This window comes from Cupriavidus sp. GW823-FHT06D04 (assembly GCF_058795055.1).
On sequence record NZ_JBXAHL010000003.1, the window covers coordinates 368191 to 391368 of the forward strand.

Sequence of the window (23178 nt, forward strand, 5' to 3'; positions counted from 1 at the left end):
TCAGTACACCAGTTCGGCATTGTTGCAGTCGATGCTGTGGACCCAGAGGTCGGCGGTGCCTAGCTGGATGCCGAGGCTGTTGAGCAGCGGCGGGACCAGCGCGTCGAGCGCTGCCCCGACCGGCGCGAGTAGCGGGCCGAGATCGATGGGCACGCTAAGGATCCCCAGCAGCTTGGTCCGCACCTTCAGGGCCAGCACTTGGGAGAACAACCCGCCAAACGGATCGGCAGTACCAACTTGCGCATGCCCGCCCGGTGCCAGCGTGACCTCCTGGCCAGCCGTGCTGCCATAGCGTGGGACGTCCGTGGCAATCACGTCCGCAATGTCGAACAGCCCCAGCTTAGCCTGGCCGAGCACCACATCGCTACCTGTGCAGCCATCGGTGAGGCACGCCGTGACGAGACCGCTCTTGACGTGCATCGTGGCACGGCGGTCCCCAGGATTTGCCGCGCATTGCAGCTTGGTCAGGTCGGCGGTGGCGTTGGCCACATCGAGATAGAGCGGCACGTTCAAGTTGGCGTCCAGTACCGGTTTCAGGATATTGGCGGTGATCTGGAGCATCAGGGTCAGTTTTACCTGGGACGCGCTTGCGGTCGTCTGCCAGGTGTCAGGGTTGCTGGAGAGCTGTCGCGCCGGACCCGCCGCCGTCACCGGCGGCTCGATGACGCGCATGTTGGCGCTGATGCCCCCCAGGCCAAGCGGGAGCTTGGGTATGTTCAGCGGCAGGGCAACTGCCGTATCCCCTCGCGCCACCTGCGCGGAGGCCAGCAGCAACTGCGCCACGTTCAGGCCCACCTCCACCGCCGACGATGCCGCAGGCGCCATCACACCCAGATCAAGCAGCCTGGCCAGTGACACCGTAGCCGCCGCCCCGCTGGCCCCAAGCGCGGTTGGCGGGCTGCCCAGCATCGTCGTCAGCAGCGCGTCGCGGCCAGCGGCGCCAAGCACCAGCGCGTAGAAATCACGCAGGTTCAATGAAGTATTCAGCAGCTGGTCCACCGTGCCGACATCCGCTTTGAGCCGCAACTGGTCCAGCGTCACGTTGGTATTGACCAGTCCCTGCCAGTCCACCAACGACAAGCTCACCGTATTGCCCAGCAACACACTCAGCATGCTGTTGGCAGTGGAGACGTCCAGCAACCCAGTAGCCAGCGAAAACGCCGCCACCGGCGGACTGCCACTGGCAATCGATTCCGCAAACAGTTGCCGGCCGCCCCCCCCATTGATCACGAACAGGATCGGCACAGTCTGCGTGGCCTGAACGCGCACGGCATTGGGCGACACCTGGGCCGGATTGTAGGCAGCGCTGAAATGCCTGGGCCCGCCGCTCGCCGGATCCCACACGCCAAGGCAGGCAGTCATGGCATCCGCGCTGCCACCGGTGGCATCGCCGCAACCCATGGCAATGCCCGACGGATACCCGTTCTTCGCACCGATATTTCTGACCGTACCCAGCACAGCGGCGTTGAGATTCGCCGCGCTATCCGCCCGCTTGAGCTGCTGCGCCGCCGACATCGCGGCCAGGTCCACCATGTTCTGCAACTGCCGCTGGCGCATGAACACATGCCCCACGTCGATCGACACCAGCGCGGCGATCGCCACGGTGGCGATCAGCAGCGCCGCCATCACACTGATGGCGCCGCGCGCGGATCGAGGTGCCCGGCGCAGCCGCGGCTGGCGCAAGCTCATTTGCCGCCCAGCATCTGGCCAGCGGAGCCGGAGCGCGCGGTGCTGGCGTTGGCCTGCCCCGTGTAGAACTCCGGCAGCGCGAAGCGGAAGCTGTTCATGTAGCGCTCATAGCCCAGCGCCGCCTGCTCGCCGTGCATCGGCAGCATGGGGCCGGCCTGCGTGCCTTCGCGCTGGATGGCAAGGATGGCACGCGTGTCGGCGCCGATCTCGCGTTGTGCGGGGCTGCCTGCCGGCATGCCGGTGGTGGCGGCTTCGGTCGTGGCACGGTCGGTCTGCGCCTGCGCGGCGGGCGCCAGCATCAGCAGGCAGAGCGCAGGGATGGCAATGCGGAACATGGCGGTCATGGGGTAACCCCTGCTGTTGCGGCCACGGCCGCCACCGAGGTGGCCGGTGCGGTCGTGGCGGGTTTCGATGGCGCCCGCACTGCCGGCGCAGGACGGGCCGCTGCGCGGTCGCGCGCCGCGGTGGCGCGGGCGATGCGGTCGGCTTCCTTGCGGATGGCGCTGCGCGTGGCTTCGGGCAGTGCGGCCTTCTGCATCATGGCGTTGGCCTGCGCGCGCTTGCCGTCGGCCATCAGCCACACCACGGCGTTGCTGATCACACGCGGATTGTGCGCGTCCAGTTCCAGCGCCTGCATCACCGGCACGCGCGCGTCCTGCAGCGCGCCGGCACGCATCAGCGCGTAGCCCAGGTCGCCGGAGATGCGCGGATTGACGGGGTCGAGCGCGGCGGCCTGGCGCAGCTCGGTGACGGCGCGCGCAAAGTCATCCTGGCGCCCCGCCAGCAGGCCGAGCCCGTGGTGCGCATGCGCGGCCTGTTCGCCCTGCGACGTCGCTGCAAGTTGCTGGTAAGCATCGGTGGCAGCCTTGTCCTGCCCGGTCTCACGCAGCGCATCGGCGCGCATGGCCTGGATCTCCGGGCCGGCGCCGAAGCGCTTCACGTAGACCTCGATATGCGCCAGCGAGGCGAAGTAAAGTCCGTCCTGCTGCATCTTGCGGATCAGGCCCAGGTAGACCGCCTGCTCGCTGTATTCGGCACGCGCGGTCTTGTCGCGCAGCTTGGCCAGTTCCACCTGGGCCTCCGCCTGCTCATGCATGGCCGCGGCGCCGTTCTGATTGGCGGCGCAGCCGGACAGCGCCGCCAGCAGCAGGCATGCCGCCGTTTTGGAGATCCGGCCCAGCGCCGGACCGACTGAGCGCGTCATCGCGTCCCTCCCATATGTGCCAGCATGCGGATCACCCCTAGAAAGCCGGGGCCCGCGGTCAGGATCAGCAGCACCGGCAGCAGGCTTACCACCATCACCGCAGTCATCTTGACCGTGAGCCGGCCGATCTCGTCCTTCATGCGCGATTTGCGCGCCTCCTGCATGCGCAGGCCGAACTGGCGCAGCGGCTCCTGCACCGCGCCGCCGTGCTTGTCGACCTGCGTCAGCAGCGTGATCAGGCTCTTCAGGTCTTCACTGTCGAACAGCCGGCCGATGCGCAAGAGCGTCTGTTCGCGCGAGCGTCCCGAGGCAAACTGCTGATTCGCGCGTGCCAGCTCCGGCCCCAGCACGCGCAGCATGCTGCCGAACTCGGCCACGATCACCTGCAGGCTCTGGTCGATCGACAGGCCCACGCCCTGCAGCAGGCGCAGCATGTCGATCAGCACCGGCAGTTCGTCATCGACCATGCGCAGGCGGGCCGCGGCACGGCGGCGCAGGTGCCACTTGGGGGCCAGGTAGGCCAGCGCAAACGTGCCGAAGCCCCACGCAACGATGGCGAAGGCGCCCGCGCCCACCTGCCAGAGCATGGCAGCCAGCGCCAGCGCCAACGGCAACCCCAGCCGCAGCACGCCGAACAGCATGCGCGACTGCGGCCCGTACCAGCCGCATTGCTCCAGCAACTGCTGGTCTTCCGGCGTCACCACCGCGCGCCCAAGGCGCGAATCCAGCCAGTGAGCGCTGATGCGCTCGCCCACGCGCGCGCCCAGTTGCACCCCAATCGCTGTGGCCGCCCCGCCCCTGCCCTGCGGCGCTGCGGCACCGGCCTTTGCCGCAGCCTGGGCGCTAGGCGCAGCGGGGGCTGCGGCCTGCGCGGCGTGCGCGGCCTGGGCAGCTTCTGCCGCGCGCTGCCGGGCCAGCGCGCCGTCGATGGTGCGCGCCGCCAGCCGGCGCTGGCGCCAGTCGCGCAACAGCGGCAGCGTCAGTACGCCCACGCCGCAAGCGGCGACCAGCAGGCTGAGCGAAATCAGTGTCAGGCGGTCCATGTTGGCTCTTGTCTGCGTGCTGGCATGCCGCTCAGATCGACTTGGCTAGCCGGTACAGCATGAACGCCCCGGCAATTTCCAGCGCCAGGGCCGACAGCAGCATCGATTTGCCGGTGGGGTCCTTCCACATCATCATGATGTAGCCCGCGTTCAGCATGAACAGGCCGCCGGCCACCACCAGCGGCAGCAGCCCCAGGATCCACGCCGACAGCCGGGTCTCGGCCGACAGCGCCATCAGCTCGCGCTGGGCCTGTTCGCGGTCGCGCATAAAGGCGGCGGTGCGCTCCATCACCACATCGGCGCGGCCGCCGTAGCGCACTGATAGGCGCAGCACGGAAGCCACCAGCACCAGTTCCTCGACCTTGTACACGCGCCCGACCTGCAGCACCGCCTGGTCCAGCTCCTTGCCCGCGCGCTGCAGGTGTATGGCCTGCACCAGGCATTGGCGCAGCGGCGCCTCGGTATTGGCGATGGAGTTCTGGAACGCCGCCGGCACGCTGCTGCCGATCGTCATCAGCCGCACCACGCCGTCCAGGAACCCGGGCAGTTGCGACAGCAGCTTCTTGTGCAGGCGGCGCACGCGGTTCCATGCCGCGAACGCCGCCACGGCCAGCGCCACGATGAGGGCCGACACCGCGCCCAGCCATTGCCCCGCCACGGCGCCGGCCAGCGTGCACAGCACCACCGGCGTGATCCAGACGATGGCGGTGCGTCGCGTCGGCGCCAGGTCGGCACGCCGCAGAAAGTCGTCCCAGCGGCGGCGCAGGTCGCGCGCGGGCGCTTGCAGCGCCGGATCCGGCGCCTGCGCATAGCGCAGGCGCACCTGCTCGGTCTGCGCCTGCAGGAAGGCCTGCTGCTGCTCGCGGCGTGCACGCGCCTGCGCGCTGGCCAGCAGCAGCAGGCCCAGGCCGGTGATGACCAGGGCCATGGCGGCGAGCAGCAGCGTGGCGCTAGACATCGAAGCGATCGTCCAGCATGAAGCCCTGTCCGCGCATGCGCGCCAGCTTGGGCGAGTGCGGCAGCAGGCCGAGCGAGAGCCAGCGGTCGGTCTCGGTGCCGTCCGGGTTCATGAAGGGCTCGTGGCGGTACAGCTCCTGGGTGGAGATGATGTTGTCGCCCAGCCCGGTGATCTCGGTGATCGAGACGATGCGGCGCTTGCCGTTGGAAAGCCGCGCGATCTGCACGATGAAGTCGATGGCGTTGGCGATCTGCCGGCGCAGGCTCGCCTCGCTGCCCTGGAAGCCGGCAAAACCGGCCAGCATCTCCAGCCGGTACAGGCATTCGCGCGGGCTGCTGGCGTGGATGGTGCCCATCGAGCCGTCGTGGCCGGTGCTCATCGCCTGCAGCATTTCCAGCACCTCGCCGCCGCGCACTTCACCCACGATGATGCGGTCCGGACGCATGCGCAGGCTGTTGCGCAGCAGGTCGCGGATCGACACCACGCCGGTGCCCTCGAAGCCGCCGGGACGGCTTTCCAGCCGCACCACGTGCGGGTGGTTCAGCGCCAGCTCGGCGGTGTCCTCGATGGTGATGACGCGCTCGGTGGTCGGCACGAAGGTGGCCAGCGCGTTGAGCAGCGAAGTCTTGCCCGAGCTGGTGCCGCCGCTCACCAGGATATTGCAGCGCGCCTGCACCGCGGCCTGCAGCAGGTCGCAGATCTCGGGGCTCATGGTGCCCAGCGCCTGCAGGTCAGCAGGCGTCATCGGGTCCTTGCGGAACTTGCGGATCGACACCACCGGGCCTTCCAGCGCCAGCGGCGGGATCACCACGTTGATGCGGCCGCCGTCGGGCAGGCGCGCATCGACCATCGGGTTGGACTCATCCAGCCGCCTGCCGATCGGCGCCAGGATGCGGCGCACGATGCGCAGCAGGTGGCCGCTGTCGGTAAAGCGCACCGGGATGCGCTCCAGCACGCCGTGGCGCGACACGTAGACGTCAAGGTGGCCGTTGACCAGGATGTCTTCCACCGCGGGGTCGTTGAGCAGGTCTTCGATCGGCCCGAAGCCGGCCAGCTCCTTGGTCAGCGCCTCGGCAATCTGGCGCAGCTCGGCCTCGTTGATGGGGATGCGGCGCAACCGGGTAAAGCTCTCTAGCTCCAGGTCGACAAAGCGCTGGATCGCGGTGCGCGACCAGCGGCCGAACTCCGCGCCAAGCTCTTCGATGCGGGTCAGCAGGTGCTCGTGCGCCGCTTCCTTGATGTTCTGGAATTCCTGCGAGACCGGGAACGGTGCGGGGGTATTGTCGGAGAATTCAATCGCTTGCGTCATGTCAGCTTCCAGTGCGTGCCACGCGCACCGCGCGCAGCGCCTCAGGCAGTTTGTCCTTCATCCGCGCCAGCAGGCTGGTTTCCCTGGCCTGCGCCGCGCGGTAGCCCAGTCGCGCCAGCAGGTCGGCCAGCGCGCGCACATAGGGGTCGTGCGGATCGTCGTCGGCCAGCACCGCGCCGCGGTTCATGGCCAGCACTAGCGGCGCGCGGCTGTCAGGCAGCGTGCCCACCGACTGCACGCCCACGCGCTGCGCGATCTGCGCGGCATCCACGCCCAGGCGCGCATCGAAGCGCGACACCAGCAGGTGCAGGTCGTCGCGCTCCACCTCGCGCGCGCGCAGTTCATGCACCAGCTCCGCGGCCGAGACGATCGCGCCCACGCTCTGGTCGGCTACCAGCACCACGCTGTCGGCGGCCTTGAAGATTTGCGCGGTGAATTCGGCATTGCCGAAGCCGCCCAGGTCGATGATCTGCATGTCGAAGAACGCGCGCAGCCGCTCCAGCAGGCTGCTGGCTTCGGAGTAGGAGATGTCGCGCAGCTCGCCCAGCGCCGCAGGCAGGGGGAGCACGCACACGCCGTTGCCGTGGCGCGTAAGCGCGGTCTGCACGAAGACCTGGTCGAAGCGGCGCAGGTTGCGCACCGCCTCGACAAAGTGGAAGCCCGGACTTAGGTTCAGGTACAGCGCGCCGTCGCGCGCCGGCAGGCCCAGGTCCAGCAGCAGCACTTCGGCGCGCGCATCGGTCTTTTCGTTCAGCGGCAGGTGGCGGCGTGCCGCCGCCGCTAGGTTCACGGCCAGGCTGGTCACGCCCACGCCGGGGCGTGCGCCCAGCAGCGCCACGATCTTGCCCTGGCGCACCGACTGGGCCGGGCGCACCTGCTCGCCCGGCACGGCCAGGCGCTTGACCGCGGCCTCGGCATCGGCCGGCGCGTCGCGCAGGTCGATAAAATCCTTCACGCCCACGCGCAGCGCCGCCAGCATGATGCCGGGCTCGTCGGCGTGGCCCACCGCGACCAGCGGCAGGCCTGGGAAGAGCCGCAGCAGCTGCTCGCCCAGCCGCGCCGACGCGCCGGCCAGTTCCGTCGAGAAATGCAGGAACACCAGCCCCGGGCGCAGCTGGGCCGCGCGCTCGAGAAAGGCTTCCTGGGCGCCGCCTTCAGCCACCAGCGTGCCCAGCCCGCCCAGGACCCTGCCCAGCCAGTCCTTCACTTCGCCCTGCGTTGCATGCAACAGAAAATAGTCCATCTCTCTGCCTCAAGCCGTTGGCCATGCCTGCCGGCACGGCCGGCGGCTATTTTGAGAAACCCGGCAAAGTCGGGTCCGCGTATTCGCCCAGCACATACCAGCCCCATACATTGGGGTTGCCGCTAGTGCGGCCGTCGGCACCAACCGCTTGCGCCGCCGGCGCGCCCTTGGCCAGCGGCTTCACCAGGCGCGGCGTGACGACGATCATCAGCTCACGGTCTTCCTGGTGGAAATTCAGGTTCTTGAAGAAGGCGCCGATCACCGGCAGGTCGCCCAGCACCGGCACCTTGTTGACGTTGCTGACGGTGTTGCGGCTGACCAGCCCGCCGATCACGAAGCTCTCGCCGTCACCCAGCTCCACCGTGGTGTCGGCGCGCCGCGTGACGATGGCGGGCACCACCGCGCCATTGATCGAGATGCCGCGCGAGGGGTCGAGGTCGCTTGCCTCCGGTGCCACCTTCAGCGCGATGCGGTCGGCCGACAGCACCGTGGGCGACACCGTCAGCCCGATGCCGAACGGCTTGAACTGGATCGTGGTCGTGCCCAGCGCCTGCGGCACCGGGATCGGGATCTCGCCGCCGGCCAGGAAGCTGGCGCTCTGGCCAGACAGCGCCACCAGGCTGGGCTCGGCCAGCACGCGCACCAGACCGTTGGCCTCCAGCAGGCTGATATTGGCGAAGATGCCGTGCGTCAGCGACGCGGCCACCAGGTTGAAGGCATTGCTCATCGGCGACGCGATGTCGGCACTGAAACTGCCCGGCGCGCCGCCGCTGCCGGGCGTAAAGGTGAACTTGTTCAGCGTCGATGGCGAGAACGTGCCGAAGGCAAAGCCGGAGTTGTTGCGGAAGAAGTTGATGCCGACTTCCTTGAGCACGGTCTTGCTGATCTCCACCACCTTGACGTCGACCTGCACGGTGCCGGAGAGCGGCACGGTCGAGCGGTCCACCACCAGGCCGGGCTTGCCATCGCTCTTGCCGTTGGTGGCCGCGCGCGCAGCGGCCTGCGCGCGCGCCGCGGCATAGGCATCGGGCGACTGCCCGGTGATGGTGGTACCGGCCGCGGAATAGCCGAGCTTCGCGCCATCGGCATCGGCATCGGGCGCGATGGCATCGACCTGCACGTTGTAAGTCAGAGGCTCGGCGCCGCCGCGCGTCCACACCATCACGTCGGTCACACCGGGTTGCTTGGCCACCAGCAGCACGCTGGGGGCACCGCGTGTGCGCAGCACCAGCGCATCGGCCACCGCCGGGTTGCCCACCGCCACGCGCTCCACCGGCTGCGCGCTGCGGATCTCCTTCTGCGCGCCGGCCAGCAGGCGCAACTGGCGTGCGTTCACGGCTTCCTGCGCCTGTGCGCGCGGCGCCAGTGCGCACCACGCGGTAGTGGCCAGCATCGCGGCCAGCGCGAGCTGCATCAGCCTGCGGCGCAGGGCCGCCGAATGGGGGTAATTCCGGGCCTGGTACTTCCGGGCCTGGTTCTTCTGGATATGCATAAGGTCGGCGCCCACGTTCTTATTCGATCTCGCGCTTGCCCGCGCGGATCACTTCCACGCCTGCGCTTTGTCTTGCCAGGGCTGGCGCGGGCGGCGCGGCAACCTGCAACGGCCGCGGCACCGGGGCTGCCACCGGCGCGCGGGGGGCAGAGGCACCGGTGGTAGCAGCCAGGCCGGACAGCACCACGCCGGCCATGGCCTTGTCGGGGGCGGCGCGCGGCGCGTCGGCGGGAACGCCGGCGCGCGCGGCCAGCGCGGGCTGGGGTTCGGCAAACATGCCGTCGCTGGGCATGGCTTCATCCTGCGGATTGCGCAGCGCCAGCAGCAGGCGCCCGGACTGCTGCGCCATCGCCAGCCGGCTGACCTGCTCCAGCGGCACCGACAGCACCGCGGTCTTGGCGCCTTCCTGGCGCGCCATCATCTGCTCCGGCTTGGCGTTCTGCGGCCGGTTGACCGAGGCGACGCCATAGGCCAGCACGCGCAGGCGCGACAGCAGCATGCGCGCCTGGCTTTCCGGGATCTCCTGCTGGTCGCGGCGCAGCACCAGGAAGACATCGACATAGTCGCCCGGCTGCACCTGGTTGCCGACGCCGATGACTTCATCGACCGACACGGCCACCGCGCGTTCGCCCTCCCGCACCTGCGTGGCCAGGCCGGCCAGCAACTGGCTTTCGAGCACCGGCACGTTGGCACCCAGTGCCAGCAGCGGCGCCTGCCCGGTCACGCGTGCCACCTCGCTGTAGGCGCCGGCGGGATCGATGGGCAGCATCTCTACCTTGAGCGCATCGGCGTCAAGCGGCTTGCCAGCTTCCGCCGCGCGCGTGGTCACCACCACCGGATGCAGCGGCCTGGCCGCATTCGACGCCGCGGGCACCTGGGCCGGCTGGCGGCCCACCTGCCACGCCAGCAGCGCAAGCAGCAGGGCCAGGCCGAGCAGCACCCCCGCCAGGAGTCGGATCTGCTTGCTGGTCATGCGGGATTCCTTGGGATGAGCATGGCGTGGGGGCGTCGCGGCATGGCGGCTCAGATATCAGGAGAAAGCTGGACCATGGCCGAGCCCGACAGCATCGCGGGGATCGGGACCATCGGCACGGCGGGGAGGATGTTGGTGGTGGGAAGGTTCAGCGTGACCTGCACGCAGACATCGGTGGAACCGGGCGCGCAGGGCACCGCCTGCGCAACGTTGCCGGGGGGCAGCAGATTCCTGATGGAGGTGGGAAGCGTGCCCCGCGCCATCGCTGCCGCGGCATCGACGCGCGCGCCCTGCGTGGCCGCGAGGCCTGAGCCGGAAACGCCCGCTGGATAGCGCAGCGCAGCGCGCGCGCCTTCCTCGGCGGCCAGCGTCAGCACCTGCTGCAGCGCCAGCATCACGCCGTAGTAAATGATGCCGATCACGATGGCGAGCAGCACCGGCGCCACGATCGCAAACTCGATCGCAGCGCTGCCGGCGCCGTGGCGGCGTCGGTTGATCCCCCTGTTGGCCCTTGCGTGCAGCAACATCTGAAACCCCGGTCCTTTGGTGTTCTTTCGCGCCGACCGGCGACGCAGCCTGCTTGCCCGTGGCCTGTCCGGCTATTGGCCCGCGGCCATCCAGACCAGCACGCCCACGGCCAGGTACGCGGCATATGGAATGCCGCGCGCCCGCGAAAACTGCGCCGTTGGAATGGGTCTGTCCTGGTGATGCAAGGCTTGCTCCGTAGCCGGCGTGCTCGCTGCCACGCGCAGGCGTGCCGCGGCCCGCTGCCGAAGCGCGGCCAGTACGCTGCTGTCCAGTGCCAGCGCCAGCAGCGCGTGCACCAGCCCGAGCAGGCTGCCGACGACCCATGCCACCACCAGTCCTTGCGGGCCGGTGAACAGGCCCACCACCGCCAGGAACTTGACGTCCCCTGCGGCCATGCGCCCGAGGGCGTACGCCGGCAGCGTGACGGCAAGACCCAGCCCCGCGCCGGTCAGACGCGCGGCCAGCGGCAGTTCCGTGGCCTGCCCGGCGAGCAGTGCAAGTCCGAGGACCAGCACGGCGGCCGCCAGCAAGGCGTTGGGAACGCGCCGGTAGGCAAGATCTGTGTAGAGGGTCGCCGCGCAGAGGAGCGCGGCAATCACGCCGGTCTTATGGTTTCGGCCTGCTCAATTGACGAACCATCCCGAAACCTTGACTGAGAGCCGGGTGAAGCTGGCGTTGAGTTCTGTGCCGAGTTGGCCGGCGCCGACTGCGATGGCCAAAGCGACGAGCCCGACGATCAAGCCATACTCGATAGCCGTCGCCCCGCGCTCATCTTTAATAAAGCGTGCAATGAGTCGTTTCATGTTGTCACTCCCGAGTGATCTAAGAAGCCGCGATCACGCTTCCCCCGTTCGATTATCACGGTGCTCTGTGGCCCGCTCTTTTATCGACATTTCACGCTTGCTGCGTTTTCTTTTTAAGATATGGAATGTCTCAACCATACCCCTCCTATGGGTGATAGCAATGACCCAAAGGGGTTAAGACATGCGTTTGAAACGACCCGGCACGCCCGGGTCACAGGTTGTCAAAGAACAGGCTTGCAGGCCGGGAACCGGCCTGCAAGCTGGCATTGCGGTCATTGCGGCCGCAATGCCAGCCAAAATAAAAAGATGCGCTGCGACGGGGTGATGAGCGACAGCGCACCGTGAAAACACCTAGCCGGTATGAGACATTTCAGCGCAGCAGGCCACCCACCAGCGGCAATTGCAGCGTCTTGACGTCGCCGCTGCCACCCTGGCTGTCTTGAGCGCCCTGCTTCAGCCCGCCGACCAGCCCGGTCACCGGCGCCAGCAGCGCAGTCACGGGACTGAGCGCGCCGCCCGCGGAGCCGCCCTCACCTCCGCCGGCGACCTTGGCCAGCGGCAGGTTGTTCACCACGCCGCCGAGCGGGTTGCCGCCATGGCCGCCATCGCCGCCGTACCCGCCGCCCGCGCCTGCCAGCGGCAGGTTGTTCAGCAGGCCACCAAGCGGGTTGCCGCCGCCCTGACCATTGCCGTTGAGGAGCGCGCCAGCGGCCGCGACCGTCTTGCCGGCCTCAGTCACCACGCCGCCCAGCGGCGAGACCACCGGCGCGTGGCTGTTGCTGATCATGCTGCCGCCGGCAGCCGCGGTATTGCCGACCTTGTAGAGCAGGCCGTTGGCCGGATCGCCCAGGTGCGTGACCGCGCCCAGGGTCTGCGTGCCGTCGGTGACCTTGCTGGTCAGCGGCACGATGACCTTGCTGACCGAATTCGTGACCTGCGCGACCGGGCCTTCGGACAGCACGCTGTGCACCTTGCCGCTGCTATCGTGCACCGCGATGCCCACGTGCCTGACCAGGCCGCCCACCGGCTCGGTCACCGGCGCCAGTGGTGCCAGCTTCTCGGTGCCCAGGCCGTATACCAGGTCGCCGCCGCTGATCAGCGTCTCGCCCACGTCGTGGACCACATTGCTGGTGCTGGCAACCGTCACGCCAACCGGGTTGTCGACCGAACCCATCTGCCCCAGCCCGTCGCGCACGCCCGCGCCGAGCGAGCCAACGGCCCTGCCGGCATTGATCACCACGTCGCCGGCGCCTTCGCGCGCCTTGGTGGGCAGCAACGGCAGCGGCGCTTCCTGGATGCTCTTGCCGACCTCGCTGATGGCATTGCCCGTGGCCACCACGGTATTGCCCGCGCCTTCGGTCACCTTGGCGGTGGGCGTGGTCTCGCCCGATGCGGACGGTCCCGGCGTGACCGGCGTGTCGATGTTGCTGTTCGGCCGCGGATTGGCGCCGCTGCCGCCACCGCTCGACGAACAGCCTGCCATCAGCAAGGCAATAGCGGCCACGCCGGCCGCGGCCAGTGAGGTCATGGAATGCTGCGACGGATGCTTGGTTTGCATTGTCCTTCTCCTGTCTTGTTGGCCACGGTGCTGCCGGCCGTCTTGTCTTATGTGCGCCGCATGGGATTGCCGACGAGCCTCCCCGGAGTCCCGCTTTGTTCCTCTGGCGGACCGCTCCGAACCGGCACGGCAAGACAGTGGAACGCGGGATCGTCGGCGCGTCTGGACAACAAATGGCAAGGCCCGTGCCAGCGGCGCCGGCGGTGCCGGCACGGAACCGGCCGCGGCGCTGCAAGCCTTGCCTGGCGCGGATTGCCGGGGTCCGGGGTAGCCACGTGCTGGGCCCAAACGCCGTTGCGGCGCGGGCCTGACGTGTTACGTGCTACGTAACGTGTTCCTGGAACACGGGAACACGGCGGCGCGGATGACCGTGGCGGGAGGGCGGTGGCAGCGCACGGCACGGCGCGCTTTCCTGGCTGGGTCGCCATCGCCGCATGGCCCGCCGTTCCGGCTGTTTTGTTCCCTGCAGACGCCACACGTTACGTAACGCGTAACGCGCAGCCGCCCCGACACCCCGTCCCCGGCGGCGCCGCAAGCGGTTCCCGCCACTCCCCTGGGAACCGCGCCCGGCAAGGCTTTGCGGGCACCACACCCGAATTCCGCAGGGTCCCTTCCGGGACGCGTCGCGGCGCTGGCATACCGATTGCGCCATATCCGTCACCGCCGCACGCAGAAAGCGAACGCGTTGCGCGGCCGAGCGATTTAAACGACGGGAATGAGGGAACAGAACATGCGCAAACAACAACTCGCCGTAACGGCACTCCTCGCAACCTTGCTGGCCCTGGGTGGCTGCGCCAGCGGCAGCGGATCGACCTCCATGGGCACCAGCGATACGGCGGGCACCAATGGCGGCACTAAGACTACGGGAACCGATGGCACTGGCGGCATGGGTGGCTCCGGCGGCAGCACCGACCTGGCCGGCGGCGGTACCGGTGGCACGGGCGGCGGCACGGGTGGTACCGGCGGCACCGGTGGAACGGGTGGCAACGGCGGCAACACTGGCGGCGGCGAAACGCCCACCTCGCTGACCCCGACCGCCACGGTCATCAACAATGCCGGCACGGTGCTGGGCAATACGGGCAGCACCGTCACCGACCTCGGCAACCAGCTCGGCAGCGCCAACCTGCCGCTGGTGCCGACGCAGACGCAAAGCGGCCTGGGCGGCGTGGTGGCCTCCACCGGCGATGCCGTGGGCGCGCTGGCCACGGGCCTGCAAGCGGGCCTGGGCAGCATCCCCAATTCGACCAACCCGGTTGGCACCACGGTCGCCAGCACCGGCAATGTGGTCACCGAACTCGGCAAGGGAGTGTCCAGCGCCGGCACCGCTGTCAGCGGGCTGGGCACCGGCCAGCTCGCGCCGCTGGCGCCGCTGACTTCGCCGCTGGGCACGGTGGTGGACAAGCTGGGCGACACGGTGACCAGCACCGGCGGCACGCTGACCACGGTGCTGTCGACCGGCGCGGTCGAGCAAGTGACCACTACCACCAGCAAGCTGATCGTGCCGATCACTTCGCAGCTGACCGGCGCCACCCAGACGCTGGGCGCGGCCACGGGCCTGGGCGCTCCGACCGGCGGGCTGCTGGCGACCGTGGGCGGTGCGCTGGCCACGGCCGGCACCAAGCTGCAACAGACCAACACGCCGGTGGTCTCGGGCATCGACGGCGTGGTGAACGCCACCGGCACGACCGTGGCATCGCTGGGCGGCGCAGTGAACGGGCCCGCCAGCGGCGGCGGCCTGGGCGCGCTGAGCCCGGTACTGGCACCGGTGACTGCGCTGGCCGGGGGGCTGACTGGCGGTGCAGGCGCCGGCGGCACGGGTTCGCCGCTGGCGCCTGTCACCAGCCTGGTCAGCACCATCACCGGCGGCCTTGGCAGTGCCACCGGCGGCAGCACCGGTTCGCCGCTGGCACCGGTCACCACCGCCGTCAGCGGCGTGGTGAATGGCGTGGTTGGCGGCGTCTCTGGCGCCGCGGCGGGCACGGGCACCACCAGCCCGCTGGCCCCCGTCACCAATGTTGTCGCCGCCGTGACCGGCGGCGCCACCTCCACCGCGGGCAGCACCACAAGCAAGGGTTCGACCACCGGCGCCACCGGCCCGATCGGCGGTCTGGTGGGCGGCCTGCTGGGCGGCCTGACCGGCGCGCTCGGCCAGAAGTAATCCAGTCTCAGCCGCTGCCCGGGCGATCGCCTGATCGCGGGCAGCGGAGCACACCAGGTTCAACGTAGCGGCCACGCGCTAAGCCGGCAGCATCGGACAGCAGGCGCCCGGGGGTAGCGGCAATCCCCGCGCCAGTGGCACGCGACGTCAATAGCCGCAGTATTTCCTTACAGGGGTATTACCATGCGTGCACGTCATCGCGTTGCCGCGCTGCTGGTCAGCGTCGGCGCGTTCCATCACGGCCTGGTCCAGGCCGATCCGCGCAGCCCGGTCCAGGGCGACCCGACCCAGACGCTCCCGAAGATCGCTCCGGCCCGGCCGGACAGCAGCGTGACCGTGCAGGTCGAACGGCCGCAGGCGGCCATGCAGGACCTGCTCAATACACGCCTGACACCGCGGCGCTTTCGCATCGAGGGCGCGAAGACGCTGCCTTTCGAGGAAGTGGCCGCGCAGTTCAAGCCGCTGGCCAATCGCGAGATCACGGTGGCACAGCTGCTGGAAGCGGCCAGCACGGTGACGCAGATGTACAAGGACCGTGGCTATCCGCTCTCGTTCGCCTTCGTGCCGGCGCAGGATTTTGCCAACGGCGATGTGCTGATCACCGTGGTCGAAGGCTATGTGGCCAAGGTGACGGTCACTGGCAAGGCGGGCCCGGCAGAGGGCCGGCTGCGCGCCATTGCCGAGAAGCTGCAGCAGGACCGCCCGCTGCGCCAGGACCGTTTCGAACACTACGTCAATGCACTGGCCCTGCAGCCCGGACTGCAGGTGGCGGCCACGGTGCAGCCGCCGACCACCACCGACGGCGCCTGCGAGATGGTGCTCGACGTCAAGCGCAAGCCGTTCACCTTCGGCACCGGCATCGAATACATGTCGCCGGGCCTGCGCGCGATTGCAACCGCGACTACCAACAGCCTGACGCCGCTGGGCGAGCAGATCTCGGTGTCGGCGCTGTTCCCCAAAGGCCGCGACAACGAGGAGTACTACGCTGCCAGCTACGCGCAGCCGCTCGGCACCGAGGGCATGATCGCGCGGCTCAATGCCTCGCACTACCGCGGCGTGCCGCAGAACGCCACGCTGGAGGCGATCGGGTTCAACCCTCGCTACGTCAACGACACCAAGCGCATCGGCGGCTCACTCAGCTATCCGCTGCTGCTGTCCAACGCACACTCGCTCACGCTGACCGGCGGCTTCTACGGCGCCGACCAGTTCGAGCGCTACACCCACACCGCCACCGGCACGCGCGTGACGCTGGGCACCAACGTGCGCGTGGGCACCGCGGAGCTGACCTACGCGCAGCGCGGCGAAGGCGTGAGCCGCAACGCCACGCTGGGCCTGTACAAGGGCTTTGATGCGCTGGGTGCGAGCCGCCAGAACAATACCAACGACCTGAGCTTCTTCCGCACGCGGCTGCTGCTGTCGCAGTCGAAAGACCTGCCGGCGGGCTTCGGCCTCACCGTGGCCGCGGCGGGCCAGTACAGCGGCGACCGCCTGGCCTCGGGCGAGCAGATCAGCTTCGGCGGACGCTTCTTCGGGCTGGGCTATCCCGCCGGCGAAGTGGCGGGCGACAAGGGCTGGGGGGCCTCGGCCGAAATCAGCCGCCTGTTCCTGCCCGACATGGCCTACCTGCGCACGATCCAGCCATATGTGTCGGCCGACGTGGCGCGCGTGTTCTCCAACAGCGTGTCGCTGTCGCACCGCAGCCTGTCGTCGGTGGCCATCGGCGCGCGCTTCTCGGACCGGCGCTACTACACGCTGGACCTGTCGGTGGCACAACCGGTGGGTGACAAGCCGACCAATGCGAGCCATCGGTCGCCGCGGATCAACATGACCTATTCGTACCAGTTCGATTGAGCTGGTCGCGTTTGGGCTGACGACACCAGGTTTCCCTGTACCCGGCCGACGGCAGTCTCGCGTCGGCCGTTTTTTTATCCCGATGGCTGCGTCTGGAGCGAGCACGCGCACCAACCCGCACAAGCAGCGCAGCCTGTGCCGTCGCGCGATACCGCCGCGCAAGCGCGGCGCCGCACTCAAGTCACGCGGAAACCGACCTTCAGCGTGACCTGGTAGTGCGCGATCTTGCCGTTGGTGATGTGGCCGCGCGTTTCCACCACTTCGAACCAGTCGATGTTCTTGATGGTTTCACCGGCCTTTTCAATGGCGCTCTGGATGGCCTGGTCGCAGCCATCGGGTGAAGATCCGACGATCTCGACCAGCTTGTAGGTATGGTTGCTCATATCCCTCTCCTTGGCGGGCGGCCCGCGGGGGTTCCATCCATCATAGGCGCGGGTGCGGATAGTCCCAAGGGCAGCGGCGGCGCACCGATGCTGCACCGCATAGCCGGCCACAGATCCTGTTACACAATCACGCTTTGCCAGTGGCGTATGCGGCTGCTACGCTGCGGACCCGCCCCGACAGCATGCGGCGCGCGGCGCGCGCATGCTGTCATTCACCGACGCAAAGATCCGCCGTGACCTACAGATTCATTCGCCGGGCCGTGCTGGGCCTGGGCCTGGCCGCCGCCGTGTCGGCCTTCACCTCGTTCAGTCCCTTCGCGCTGCTGGCGCACGCCCGCTCGGCTTCCACCTTCGACCAGGTGACCGACACCATCGCCAACAGCATTAGCGAGACCTTCAACGAGGCCGTCGCCAACCACTTTCCCACGCGCGCCGGCAAGCCGGCCCAGCCGGCGCAGCCGCCGGACGCGAAGCCGGTGCCGGCCAGGCCCTTTGCCGATGGCAGCGGCTACACGCTGTGCTTCGTGCCCGATGGCGCGAGTTGCCAGGCGCTGCTGGTCAATGCCATCCGCAGCACGCGCCATCGCCTGCTGATCCAGGCCTATTCGTTCACCAGCGCACCGATTGCCGAGGCCGTGGCACAGGCGCACCGGCGCGGCGTGGACGTGCGCGTGATCCTGGACAAGAGCCAGCAGTCCGAGCGCTATACCAGCGCCACCTACCTCAAGCACGCCGGCGTGCCGGTGGTGATCGACAACAAGCCCGCGATCGCGCACAACAAGGTGATGGTGTTCGACGACCAGGCAGTCTTCACCGGATCGTTCAACTTCACCAAGTCGGCGCAAGAGCGCAACGCCGAGAACGGCATGCTGATCCGCGGCGACGCCGCCGTGGTCAGGGCCTACACCGACAACTGGAACAAGCGCTACAAGCAGTCGCGCGCGTACTGACGGCAGCAGCGTCGGGGCGCCCTGCCCTGCATGAATTGGCGCGCAGTGGCAAACTTGCAGGTTTCCTGTTCAGAGCCTTCCGGAGCCTTTCCCCATGACAGCCATCCCCGACAGCCAGTGGATCCGCGTTGACACCGCCGCGGGCAGCTTCGATGCCTACCTGAGCCTGCCGCCGGCAGGCGTGCAGCCCGGCGCGCCTGGCATCGTGCTGCTGCAGGAGATCTTCGGCGTGAACGAGCATATCCGCGCCGTGGCGGACCAGTACGCCGCCGACGGCTATGCGGTGCTGGCGCCAGACGTGTTCTGGCGCCAGGCGCCGCGCGTGCAACTGGGCTACGAAGGCGACGACATGGCGCGCGCCATGGCGCTGCGCAAGGCGGTGGATGTGCCGGCCGCGCTGGACGATATCGCCGCCACGGTGCAGGTGCTGCGCCAGCACACCGGTGCCGGCAAGGTGGCCGCGGTGGGCTACTGCTTCGGCGGCCTGCTGTCGTACCTGAGCGCGGCGCGCGGACTGGTGGATGCCGCGGTGCCCTACTACGGCGGCGGCGTCCAGAACCAGCTGCAGGAGGCGGCAAACATCCGCGTGCCGGTGCAGTTCCACTACGGCGCGCTCGACGCGCATATCCCGCCAGGGGCCGTGCAAGGCGTGCGCGACGCCATGACCGGCAAACCCGGCAGCGAGATCTTCGTCTATGAGGGCGCGGACCACGGCTTCAACTGCTGGGCGCGCGGCTCCTACCACCAGCCCAGCGCCGCGCTGGCGCATGGGCGCGCGCTGGTGTTCCTGTCGGAAGCGCTGTAGTCCCTCATCCCCGAGAGCCGCTGCCGCCTTGCCATGGCCGGGCGGCAGCCTTTATCCTCGGCGCTTGGCTTCAAGACTTGCTGGACCCCAAACCATAACAATGGAGACCACCATGCAGTCAGAGCAGCAGCGCGCCCTGCGCAACACCATCCCCGACGCCATTGCCCGCGCCGTGCGGCGCAGCCCGGGCAAGACCGCGATCCGCTTCGGCGATCGGGCCTGGACCTACCGCCAGCTGGATGAGGCCGCGGCCCGCGTGGCGGGCGCGCTGGCGCAATGGGGCCTGCGCCCCGGCGACCGCGTGGCCGCCTTCGGCAAGAACTCCGACGCCTACGTGCTGCTGTGGCTGGCCTGCCTGCGCAGCGGCCTGATCCATGTGCCGGTCAATTTCTCGATGACGCGCGCGGAGGCCGAGTACATCGTCACGCAATCGGGCGCCAGCGCAATCTTTGCCGATCCGGCGCTGGCCGACCGCGTCGACGGCCTGCCCTGCAAGGTCAGCGGCACGCTGCATGGCGGCAAGGTGCGCGATATCCTGGTGGCGGCGGCCAACGGCCCCGTTTCACCGGTGTCCGAAGCGCTGACCGACAACACGCCCGCGCAAATCCTGTACACCTCGGGCACCACCTCCGCGCCCAAGGGCGCCGTGCTGACCCACCGCGCGCTGCTCGCTGAATACGGCAGCACCATCGCCGCCTGCGATATCCGCGCGTCGGATTACTCGCTGGCCGCGCTGCCGCTGTACCACTCGGCGCAGATGCATGTCTTCCTGATGCCGCTGCTGCTGTGCGGCGGCACCACGCTGATCGCCGACAGCCCCGCGGCCGGCTATTGCCTGCGCACCATCCACGCCGAGGGCATCACCAGCTTCTTCGCGCCGCCCACGGTGTGGATCGCGCTGCTGCGCCATGCGGACTTCGATCCGGCGCGGCTGGGGTCGCTGACCAAGGCCTACTACGGGGCCTCGATCATGCCGGTGCCGGTGCTGCTGGAGCTGCAGCAGAAGCTGCCGGCACTGCGTTTCTACAACTGCTATGGCCAGAGCGAGATCGGGCCGCTGGCCACGGTGCTGGGGCCCGACGAGCATGCGGGGCGCCCGGCGTCCGCCGGCCGGCCGGTGCTGAATGTCGAGACCCGCATCGTCGACGAGACCATGCAGGACGTGCTGCCTGGCGAGCTGGGCGAGATCGTGCATCGCTCGCCGCAACTGCTGACGGAATACTGGGCCAAGCCCGAACAGACCGCCGAAGCCTTCACCGGCGGCTGGTTCCATTCCGGCGACCTCGGCTATATGGATGCCGAGGGCTACCTGTACGTGGTGGACCGGATCAAGGATGTGATCAACTCGGGCGGCGTGCTGGTATCGAGCCGCGAGGTGGAAGAGTGCCTGTACACCCACGGCGCGGTGGCCGAGGCAGCGGTGTTCGCGCTGCCGCACCCGAAGTGGGTCGAGGCGGTAGCCGCCTGCGTGGTGCGCAAGCGCGGCCATGAAGACGCCGCCGAGGAGGAGCTGATCGCCCATGCCCGCCAGGCGCTGGCGCCGTTCAAGGTGCCCAAGCGCATCGTGTTCGTCGCGGACCTGCCGCGCAACACGGCGGGCAAGCTGCTCAAGCGCCAGCTGCGCGAGGACTACGCGCAGCTGTTCGGCACGCAGGCTTAGTACGGCACGGCTACGCCGTTCTCGACCTTGACGCGGTCGCCGATGCGCATCTGGTAGGCATTGGACTGCGTCAGCGTCAGGTAGGCGTTGTCGCTGGTGCGCACGCGCACGCGGTAAGCCGCGGCCGAGGATCCGGTGCGCTTCTCGACCTCGTTGCCGGCCACCGCGCCGGCCACGGCGCCACCGATGGTGGCCACGGTATTGCCGCGGCCGCCGCCGACCTGGTGGCCCAGCAGCCCGCCCACGATGCCCCCGACCACGGCGCCCGCGCCGCTGGTCGAAGGCGGCTGGCCGGGCACCACCTCGATCGCCTCGACCCAGCCGTAGCGCACGCCATAGGCCTGGTTGCCATGGTTGTTGCCATAGCTGCCGTCCGGATATGACTGCTGCGGATACGGCTGCTGCGGGTAGGAAGACTGCGGGTATTCCTGCTGGGGATAGCCTTGCTGCGGGTAACCCTGTTGCGGATACCCTTGCTGCGGATACCCCTGCGGGTAGCCCGATGCCTGCGGGTAGCCCTGCTGCGCCGGGTAGCCGCTGATGGTGGTGCTGCCGCCATAGCCGCTGCTGCCGTAGCCGCTGCTGTTATAGCCACCACCGTAGCTGCCGCCGTACCCTCCGCCATAGCCGTTGTCGTAACCGTACGGCGAGGCACACCCGGCCAGCGCACCGGCGCCAAGCACCGCAAGCACAACCGAACGAAAGGGGATCGACATGTCAGGACTCCTGCGCGCTGCGCGTATTGGGGAATGCGCGCGAGTCTAGGGCCGCCGGCGGCCGGCGGGTGTCACCGGAACTTGTGATTGGTAACTGCCTGTAACCGGCTGGCAGTGCTGGCCTGCCGGGGCTCAACCGCGCTCGGCGCCGTCGTCGTTGAACTGGGTGATGCGGGCCACGCGGAAAGCGCCGCGCAGCGATTCCAGCTCGGACCGGTGCAGCATCGCCAGGCGGTTCAGGTAGCGCTCGCCCTTGGCCAGCAGGTGCACCTGCACGACGCGGCGGTCCTCGGGGTTGAGCCGGCGCTTGACCAGCCCCGCCGCCTCGCAACGGTTGACCAGCGCCACCACGCCGTGCTGCTTGGCCTGCAGCCGTTCTGCCAGCTCGCCGATCGAGGCCCAGTCCTTGTCGGCACAGCCGCGGATATGCAGCAGCAGCAGGTATTGCTGCACGGTCAGCCCTTCCTCGCGCGCCGCATCTTCGGAAAACCGCAGGAAGCGCCGCAACTGGTAGCGGAAATCCGAGAGCGCCTCGAAGTCCGCCTTGGTAAGCGATGTGGATTTCCGGGACGGGGCGGACTTGCTGGGCATAAGGTGGCGAAAAAAGCGCAAAGGAGGATGAAAGCGCAGGCACAACGCGCAAGACCACGGTCGCGCGGCCGGTCCCGCAACCGGGGCGCACGCAATTATAGGGGCCGCGCACCGGGCCGCCAGCACAATCCTGTCAGCCAGGTCACGTGCCCGGCGCATAGTTGCATGGTGCCGGCGTCCGGCTATGGCAGAATCTGTGCGGTTGCAGACACCTTCACCCGTCACCGGAAAACGCACCGATGTTCTCGGAAATCGCTCTCTTCCTGCTGGATACCGTCTTCACCCTGTTCGGCATGGCGCTGTTGCTGCGCGTGTGGATGCAGCTCACGCGGCTGCCTACGCGCAATGCGGTCTCCCAGGGAGTGTTCCAGATCACCGACTGGCTGGTGCGCCCGCTGCGCCGGATCATCCCCGGGCTGGGCGGCATCGACTGGGCCACGGTGGTGGGCGCCTGGCTGACCGCGGTGGTGTTCCTGGTGCTGGTCGCGCTGATCAGCGGCATCGACTTGCTGGGCTTCCTGCCGGCCATGCTGCTGACCGCCCTGCTCTATGTGCTGAAATGGGCGATCAGCCTGGTGATGTGGGTCACGCTGCTGATGGCGATCCTGTCGTGGGTCAACCCGCATTCGCCGGTCACCCCGGCCATCGACCACCTGACCGCGCCGGTGCTGCGCCCGATCCAGCGCGTGGTGCCGCGCCTGGGCGGCTTCGATGTTTCGCCGCTCGTGCTGTTCGTGATCGCGCAGATCCTGCTGATGGTGATCGCGCGGCTGGGCGCCGGCATCTTCGGCATGCACTACTGACCTACCGGCGGCTCGGCACATTGTCCAGAGTCCTGGACAGTGTGTCGAGAATTGCCCCTTTTTCTGCCCAGTGTGAAGTCCTACATTACAGGCACCGCGGCGCTTCCGCCACGTACCCTGCCTTAGAAGGACCACACATCATGAAGACCATCACCCAACGCCGCAGCCTGGCGCTTTCCCTGCTGTGCGCCGTCAGCCTGTCGTTTTCCGCGGCCGCCGCCCACGCCTCCGAACCCGTTTCCGACATCGCCCGCCTGGACGGCAGCATCGCCCACGTCGGCAAGGCCGACCCGTTCCTGGACGGCGCCAAAATCGGCCAGCCCGATCCGTACACCGATGGCGCGCGGGTTGGCAAGCCTGACCCGTTCACTGACGGCGCCAATGTCACCGACCGCCGCGACGCCTTCACCGACGGCGCCTGAGTCCCTGCCCCTTCCCTTGCCACGGCCCCGGCCGTGGCG

General features: G+C 68.7%; 23 protein-coding genes. 7 read left to right on the top strand and 16 right to left on the bottom strand.

The features are described from left to right. The 13 genes from AC1Q7H_RS07800 to AC1Q7H_RS07860 form a co-directional block, all read right to left on the bottom strand. Window positions 1-1689 (bottom strand): TadG family pilus assembly protein, encoded by a 1689-nt coding sequence (locus tag AC1Q7H_RS07800; RefSeq protein WP_211979552.1) that lies wholly within the window; start codon window positions 1687-1689, stop codon window positions 1-3. After that, complete coding sequence (locus tag AC1Q7H_RS07805; RefSeq protein WP_211979551.1) at window positions 1686-2033, bottom strand: DUF3613 domain-containing protein; 348 nt, start codon at window positions 2031-2033, stop codon at window positions 1686-1688. The genes AC1Q7H_RS07800 and AC1Q7H_RS07805 overlap by 4 nt, the downstream gene beginning before the upstream one ends. Next, window positions 2030-2893, bottom strand: a complete 864-nt coding sequence (locus tag AC1Q7H_RS07810; protein ID WP_211979550.1) for a tetratricopeptide repeat protein — start codon at window positions 2891-2893, stop codon at window positions 2030-2032. The genes AC1Q7H_RS07805 and AC1Q7H_RS07810 overlap by 4 nt, the downstream gene beginning before the upstream one ends. Next, window positions 2890-3936 carry a type II secretion system F family protein gene (locus AC1Q7H_RS07815; protein ID WP_492381094.1) on the bottom strand — a complete coding sequence of 349 codons (1047 nt, stop codon included), beginning with the start codon at window positions 3934-3936 and terminating at the stop codon, window positions 2890-2892. Before AC1Q7H_RS07815 ends, AC1Q7H_RS07810 begins: the two co-directional genes overlap by 4 nt. A 31-nt stretch (window positions 3937-3967) precedes the next feature. After that, window positions 3968-4894: a type II secretion system F family protein gene (locus AC1Q7H_RS07820; protein WP_013951887.1), complete on the bottom strand. Its 927-nt coding sequence runs from the start codon at window positions 4892-4894 to the stop codon at window positions 3968-3970. Beyond that, a complete protein-coding gene (locus AC1Q7H_RS07825) occupies window positions 4887-6203 on the bottom strand; it encodes a TadA family conjugal transfer-associated ATPase (protein WP_153954557.1) in 1317 nt (438 codons plus the stop codon). The genes AC1Q7H_RS07820 and AC1Q7H_RS07825 overlap by 8 nt, the downstream gene beginning before the upstream one ends. Window position 6204: 1 nt before the next feature. Further along, window positions 6205-7446, bottom strand: coding sequence for a CpaE/TadZ family protein (locus tag AC1Q7H_RS07830; RefSeq protein WP_492381095.1), 1242 nt, complete (start codon window positions 7444-7446; stop codon window positions 6205-6207). A 46-nt stretch (window positions 7447-7492) separates the two neighbouring features. Beyond that, the gene (locus AC1Q7H_RS07835) at window positions 7493-8938 is read right to left on the bottom strand and encodes a type II and III secretion system protein family protein (RefSeq protein WP_492381105.1); all 1446 of its coding nucleotides are present in this window, start codon (window positions 8936-8938) and stop codon (window positions 7493-7495) included. Window positions 8939-8957: 19 nt separating this feature from the next. Continuing rightward, the gene (gene cpaB / locus AC1Q7H_RS07840) at window positions 8958-9911 is read right to left on the bottom strand and encodes a Flp pilus assembly protein CpaB (RefSeq protein WP_492381096.1); all 954 of its coding nucleotides are present in this window, start codon (window positions 9909-9911) and stop codon (window positions 8958-8960) included. Window positions 9912-9961: 50 nt separating this feature from the next. Further along, window positions 9962-10438 (bottom strand): TadE/TadG family type IV pilus assembly protein, encoded by a 477-nt coding sequence (locus AC1Q7H_RS07845; protein ID WP_013951882.1) that lies wholly within the window; start codon window positions 10436-10438, stop codon window positions 9962-9964. Window positions 10439-10510: 72 nt separating this feature from the next. Then, window positions 10511-11038 (bottom strand): prepilin peptidase, encoded by a 528-nt coding sequence (locus AC1Q7H_RS07850; protein WP_013951881.1) that lies wholly within the window; start codon window positions 11036-11038, stop codon window positions 10511-10513. 24 nt (window positions 11039-11062) lie between these two features. Then, the gene (locus AC1Q7H_RS07855; protein WP_013951880.1) at window positions 11063-11242 is read right to left on the bottom strand and encodes a Flp family type IVb pilin; all 180 of its coding nucleotides are present in this window, start codon (window positions 11240-11242) and stop codon (window positions 11063-11065) included. 370 nt (window positions 11243-11612) lie between these two features. Continuing rightward, window positions 11613-12800, bottom strand: coding sequence for a collagen-like triple helix repeat-containing protein (locus AC1Q7H_RS07860; RefSeq protein ID WP_211979547.1), 1188 nt, complete (start codon window positions 12798-12800; stop codon window positions 11613-11615). A gap of 730 nt (window positions 12801-13530) precedes the next feature. Between AC1Q7H_RS07860 and AC1Q7H_RS07865 the strand changes: the two genes are divergently transcribed. Together AC1Q7H_RS07865 and AC1Q7H_RS07870 are read left to right on the top strand one after the other, a co-directional pair. Next, window positions 13531-14958 carry a collagen-like triple helix repeat-containing protein gene (locus AC1Q7H_RS07865; RefSeq protein ID WP_492381097.1) on the top strand — a complete coding sequence of 476 codons (1428 nt, stop codon included), beginning with the start codon at window positions 13531-13533 and terminating at the stop codon, window positions 14956-14958. 183 nt (window positions 14959-15141) lie between these two features. Continuing rightward, window positions 15142-16809, top strand: coding sequence for a ShlB/FhaC/HecB family hemolysin secretion/activation protein (locus AC1Q7H_RS07870; protein ID WP_013951877.1), 1668 nt, complete (start codon window positions 15142-15144; stop codon window positions 16807-16809). 176 nt (window positions 16810-16985) lie between these two features. Here AC1Q7H_RS07870 and AC1Q7H_RS07875 read toward each other — a convergent pair whose 3' ends face one another. Continuing rightward, a complete protein-coding gene (locus AC1Q7H_RS07875; protein ID WP_013951876.1) occupies window positions 16986-17192 on the bottom strand; it encodes a dodecin in 207 nt (68 codons plus the stop codon). Between the two features lie 233 nt (window positions 17193-17425). Between AC1Q7H_RS07875 and AC1Q7H_RS07880 the strand changes: the two genes are divergently transcribed. The 3 genes from AC1Q7H_RS07880 (at window position 17426) to AC1Q7H_RS07890 (ending at window position 20607) form a co-directional block, all read left to right on the top strand. Beyond that, window positions 17426-18142, top strand: a complete 717-nt coding sequence (locus tag AC1Q7H_RS07880; protein WP_238553110.1) for a phospholipase D family nuclease — start codon at window positions 17426-17428, stop codon at window positions 18140-18142. 94 nt (window positions 18143-18236) lie between these two features. Then, window positions 18237-18947: a dienelactone hydrolase family protein gene (locus AC1Q7H_RS07885; protein ID WP_492381098.1), complete on the top strand. Its 711-nt coding sequence runs from the start codon at window positions 18237-18239 to the stop codon at window positions 18945-18947. 112 nt (window positions 18948-19059) lie between these two features. After that, entirely contained in the window at window positions 19060-20607 is a 1548-nt protein-coding gene (locus AC1Q7H_RS07890) for an acyl-CoA synthetase (protein ID WP_492381099.1), read from the top strand. Here the strand turns inward: AC1Q7H_RS07890 and AC1Q7H_RS07895 are convergent. After that, window positions 20604-21323, bottom strand: coding sequence for a glycine zipper 2TM domain-containing protein (locus tag AC1Q7H_RS07895; RefSeq protein ID WP_013951872.1), 720 nt, complete (start codon window positions 21321-21323; stop codon window positions 20604-20606). The two genes, AC1Q7H_RS07890 and AC1Q7H_RS07895, sit on opposite strands and share 4 nt — an antisense overlap. A 132-nt stretch (window positions 21324-21455) precedes the next feature. Then, window positions 21456-21914, bottom strand: coding sequence for a MarR family winged helix-turn-helix transcriptional regulator (locus AC1Q7H_RS07900; protein WP_013951870.1), 459 nt, complete (start codon window positions 21912-21914; stop codon window positions 21456-21458). A 239-nt stretch (window positions 21915-22153) separates the two neighbouring features. On the opposite strand from AC1Q7H_RS07900, the gene AC1Q7H_RS07905 reads away from it, so the two are divergent. Together AC1Q7H_RS07905 and AC1Q7H_RS07910 are read left to right on the top strand one after the other, a co-directional pair. Beyond that, on the top strand, window positions 22154-22717 hold the full coding sequence (locus AC1Q7H_RS07905; protein WP_041228513.1) for a YggT family protein: 564 nt from the start codon (window positions 22154-22156) through the stop codon (window positions 22715-22717). A gap of 140 nt (window positions 22718-22857) precedes the next feature. Continuing rightward, window positions 22858-23139: a hypothetical protein gene (locus tag AC1Q7H_RS07910; RefSeq protein ID WP_211979544.1), complete on the top strand. Its 282-nt coding sequence runs from the start codon at window positions 22858-22860 to the stop codon at window positions 23137-23139. Window positions 23140-23178: the final 39 nt, after the last annotated feature.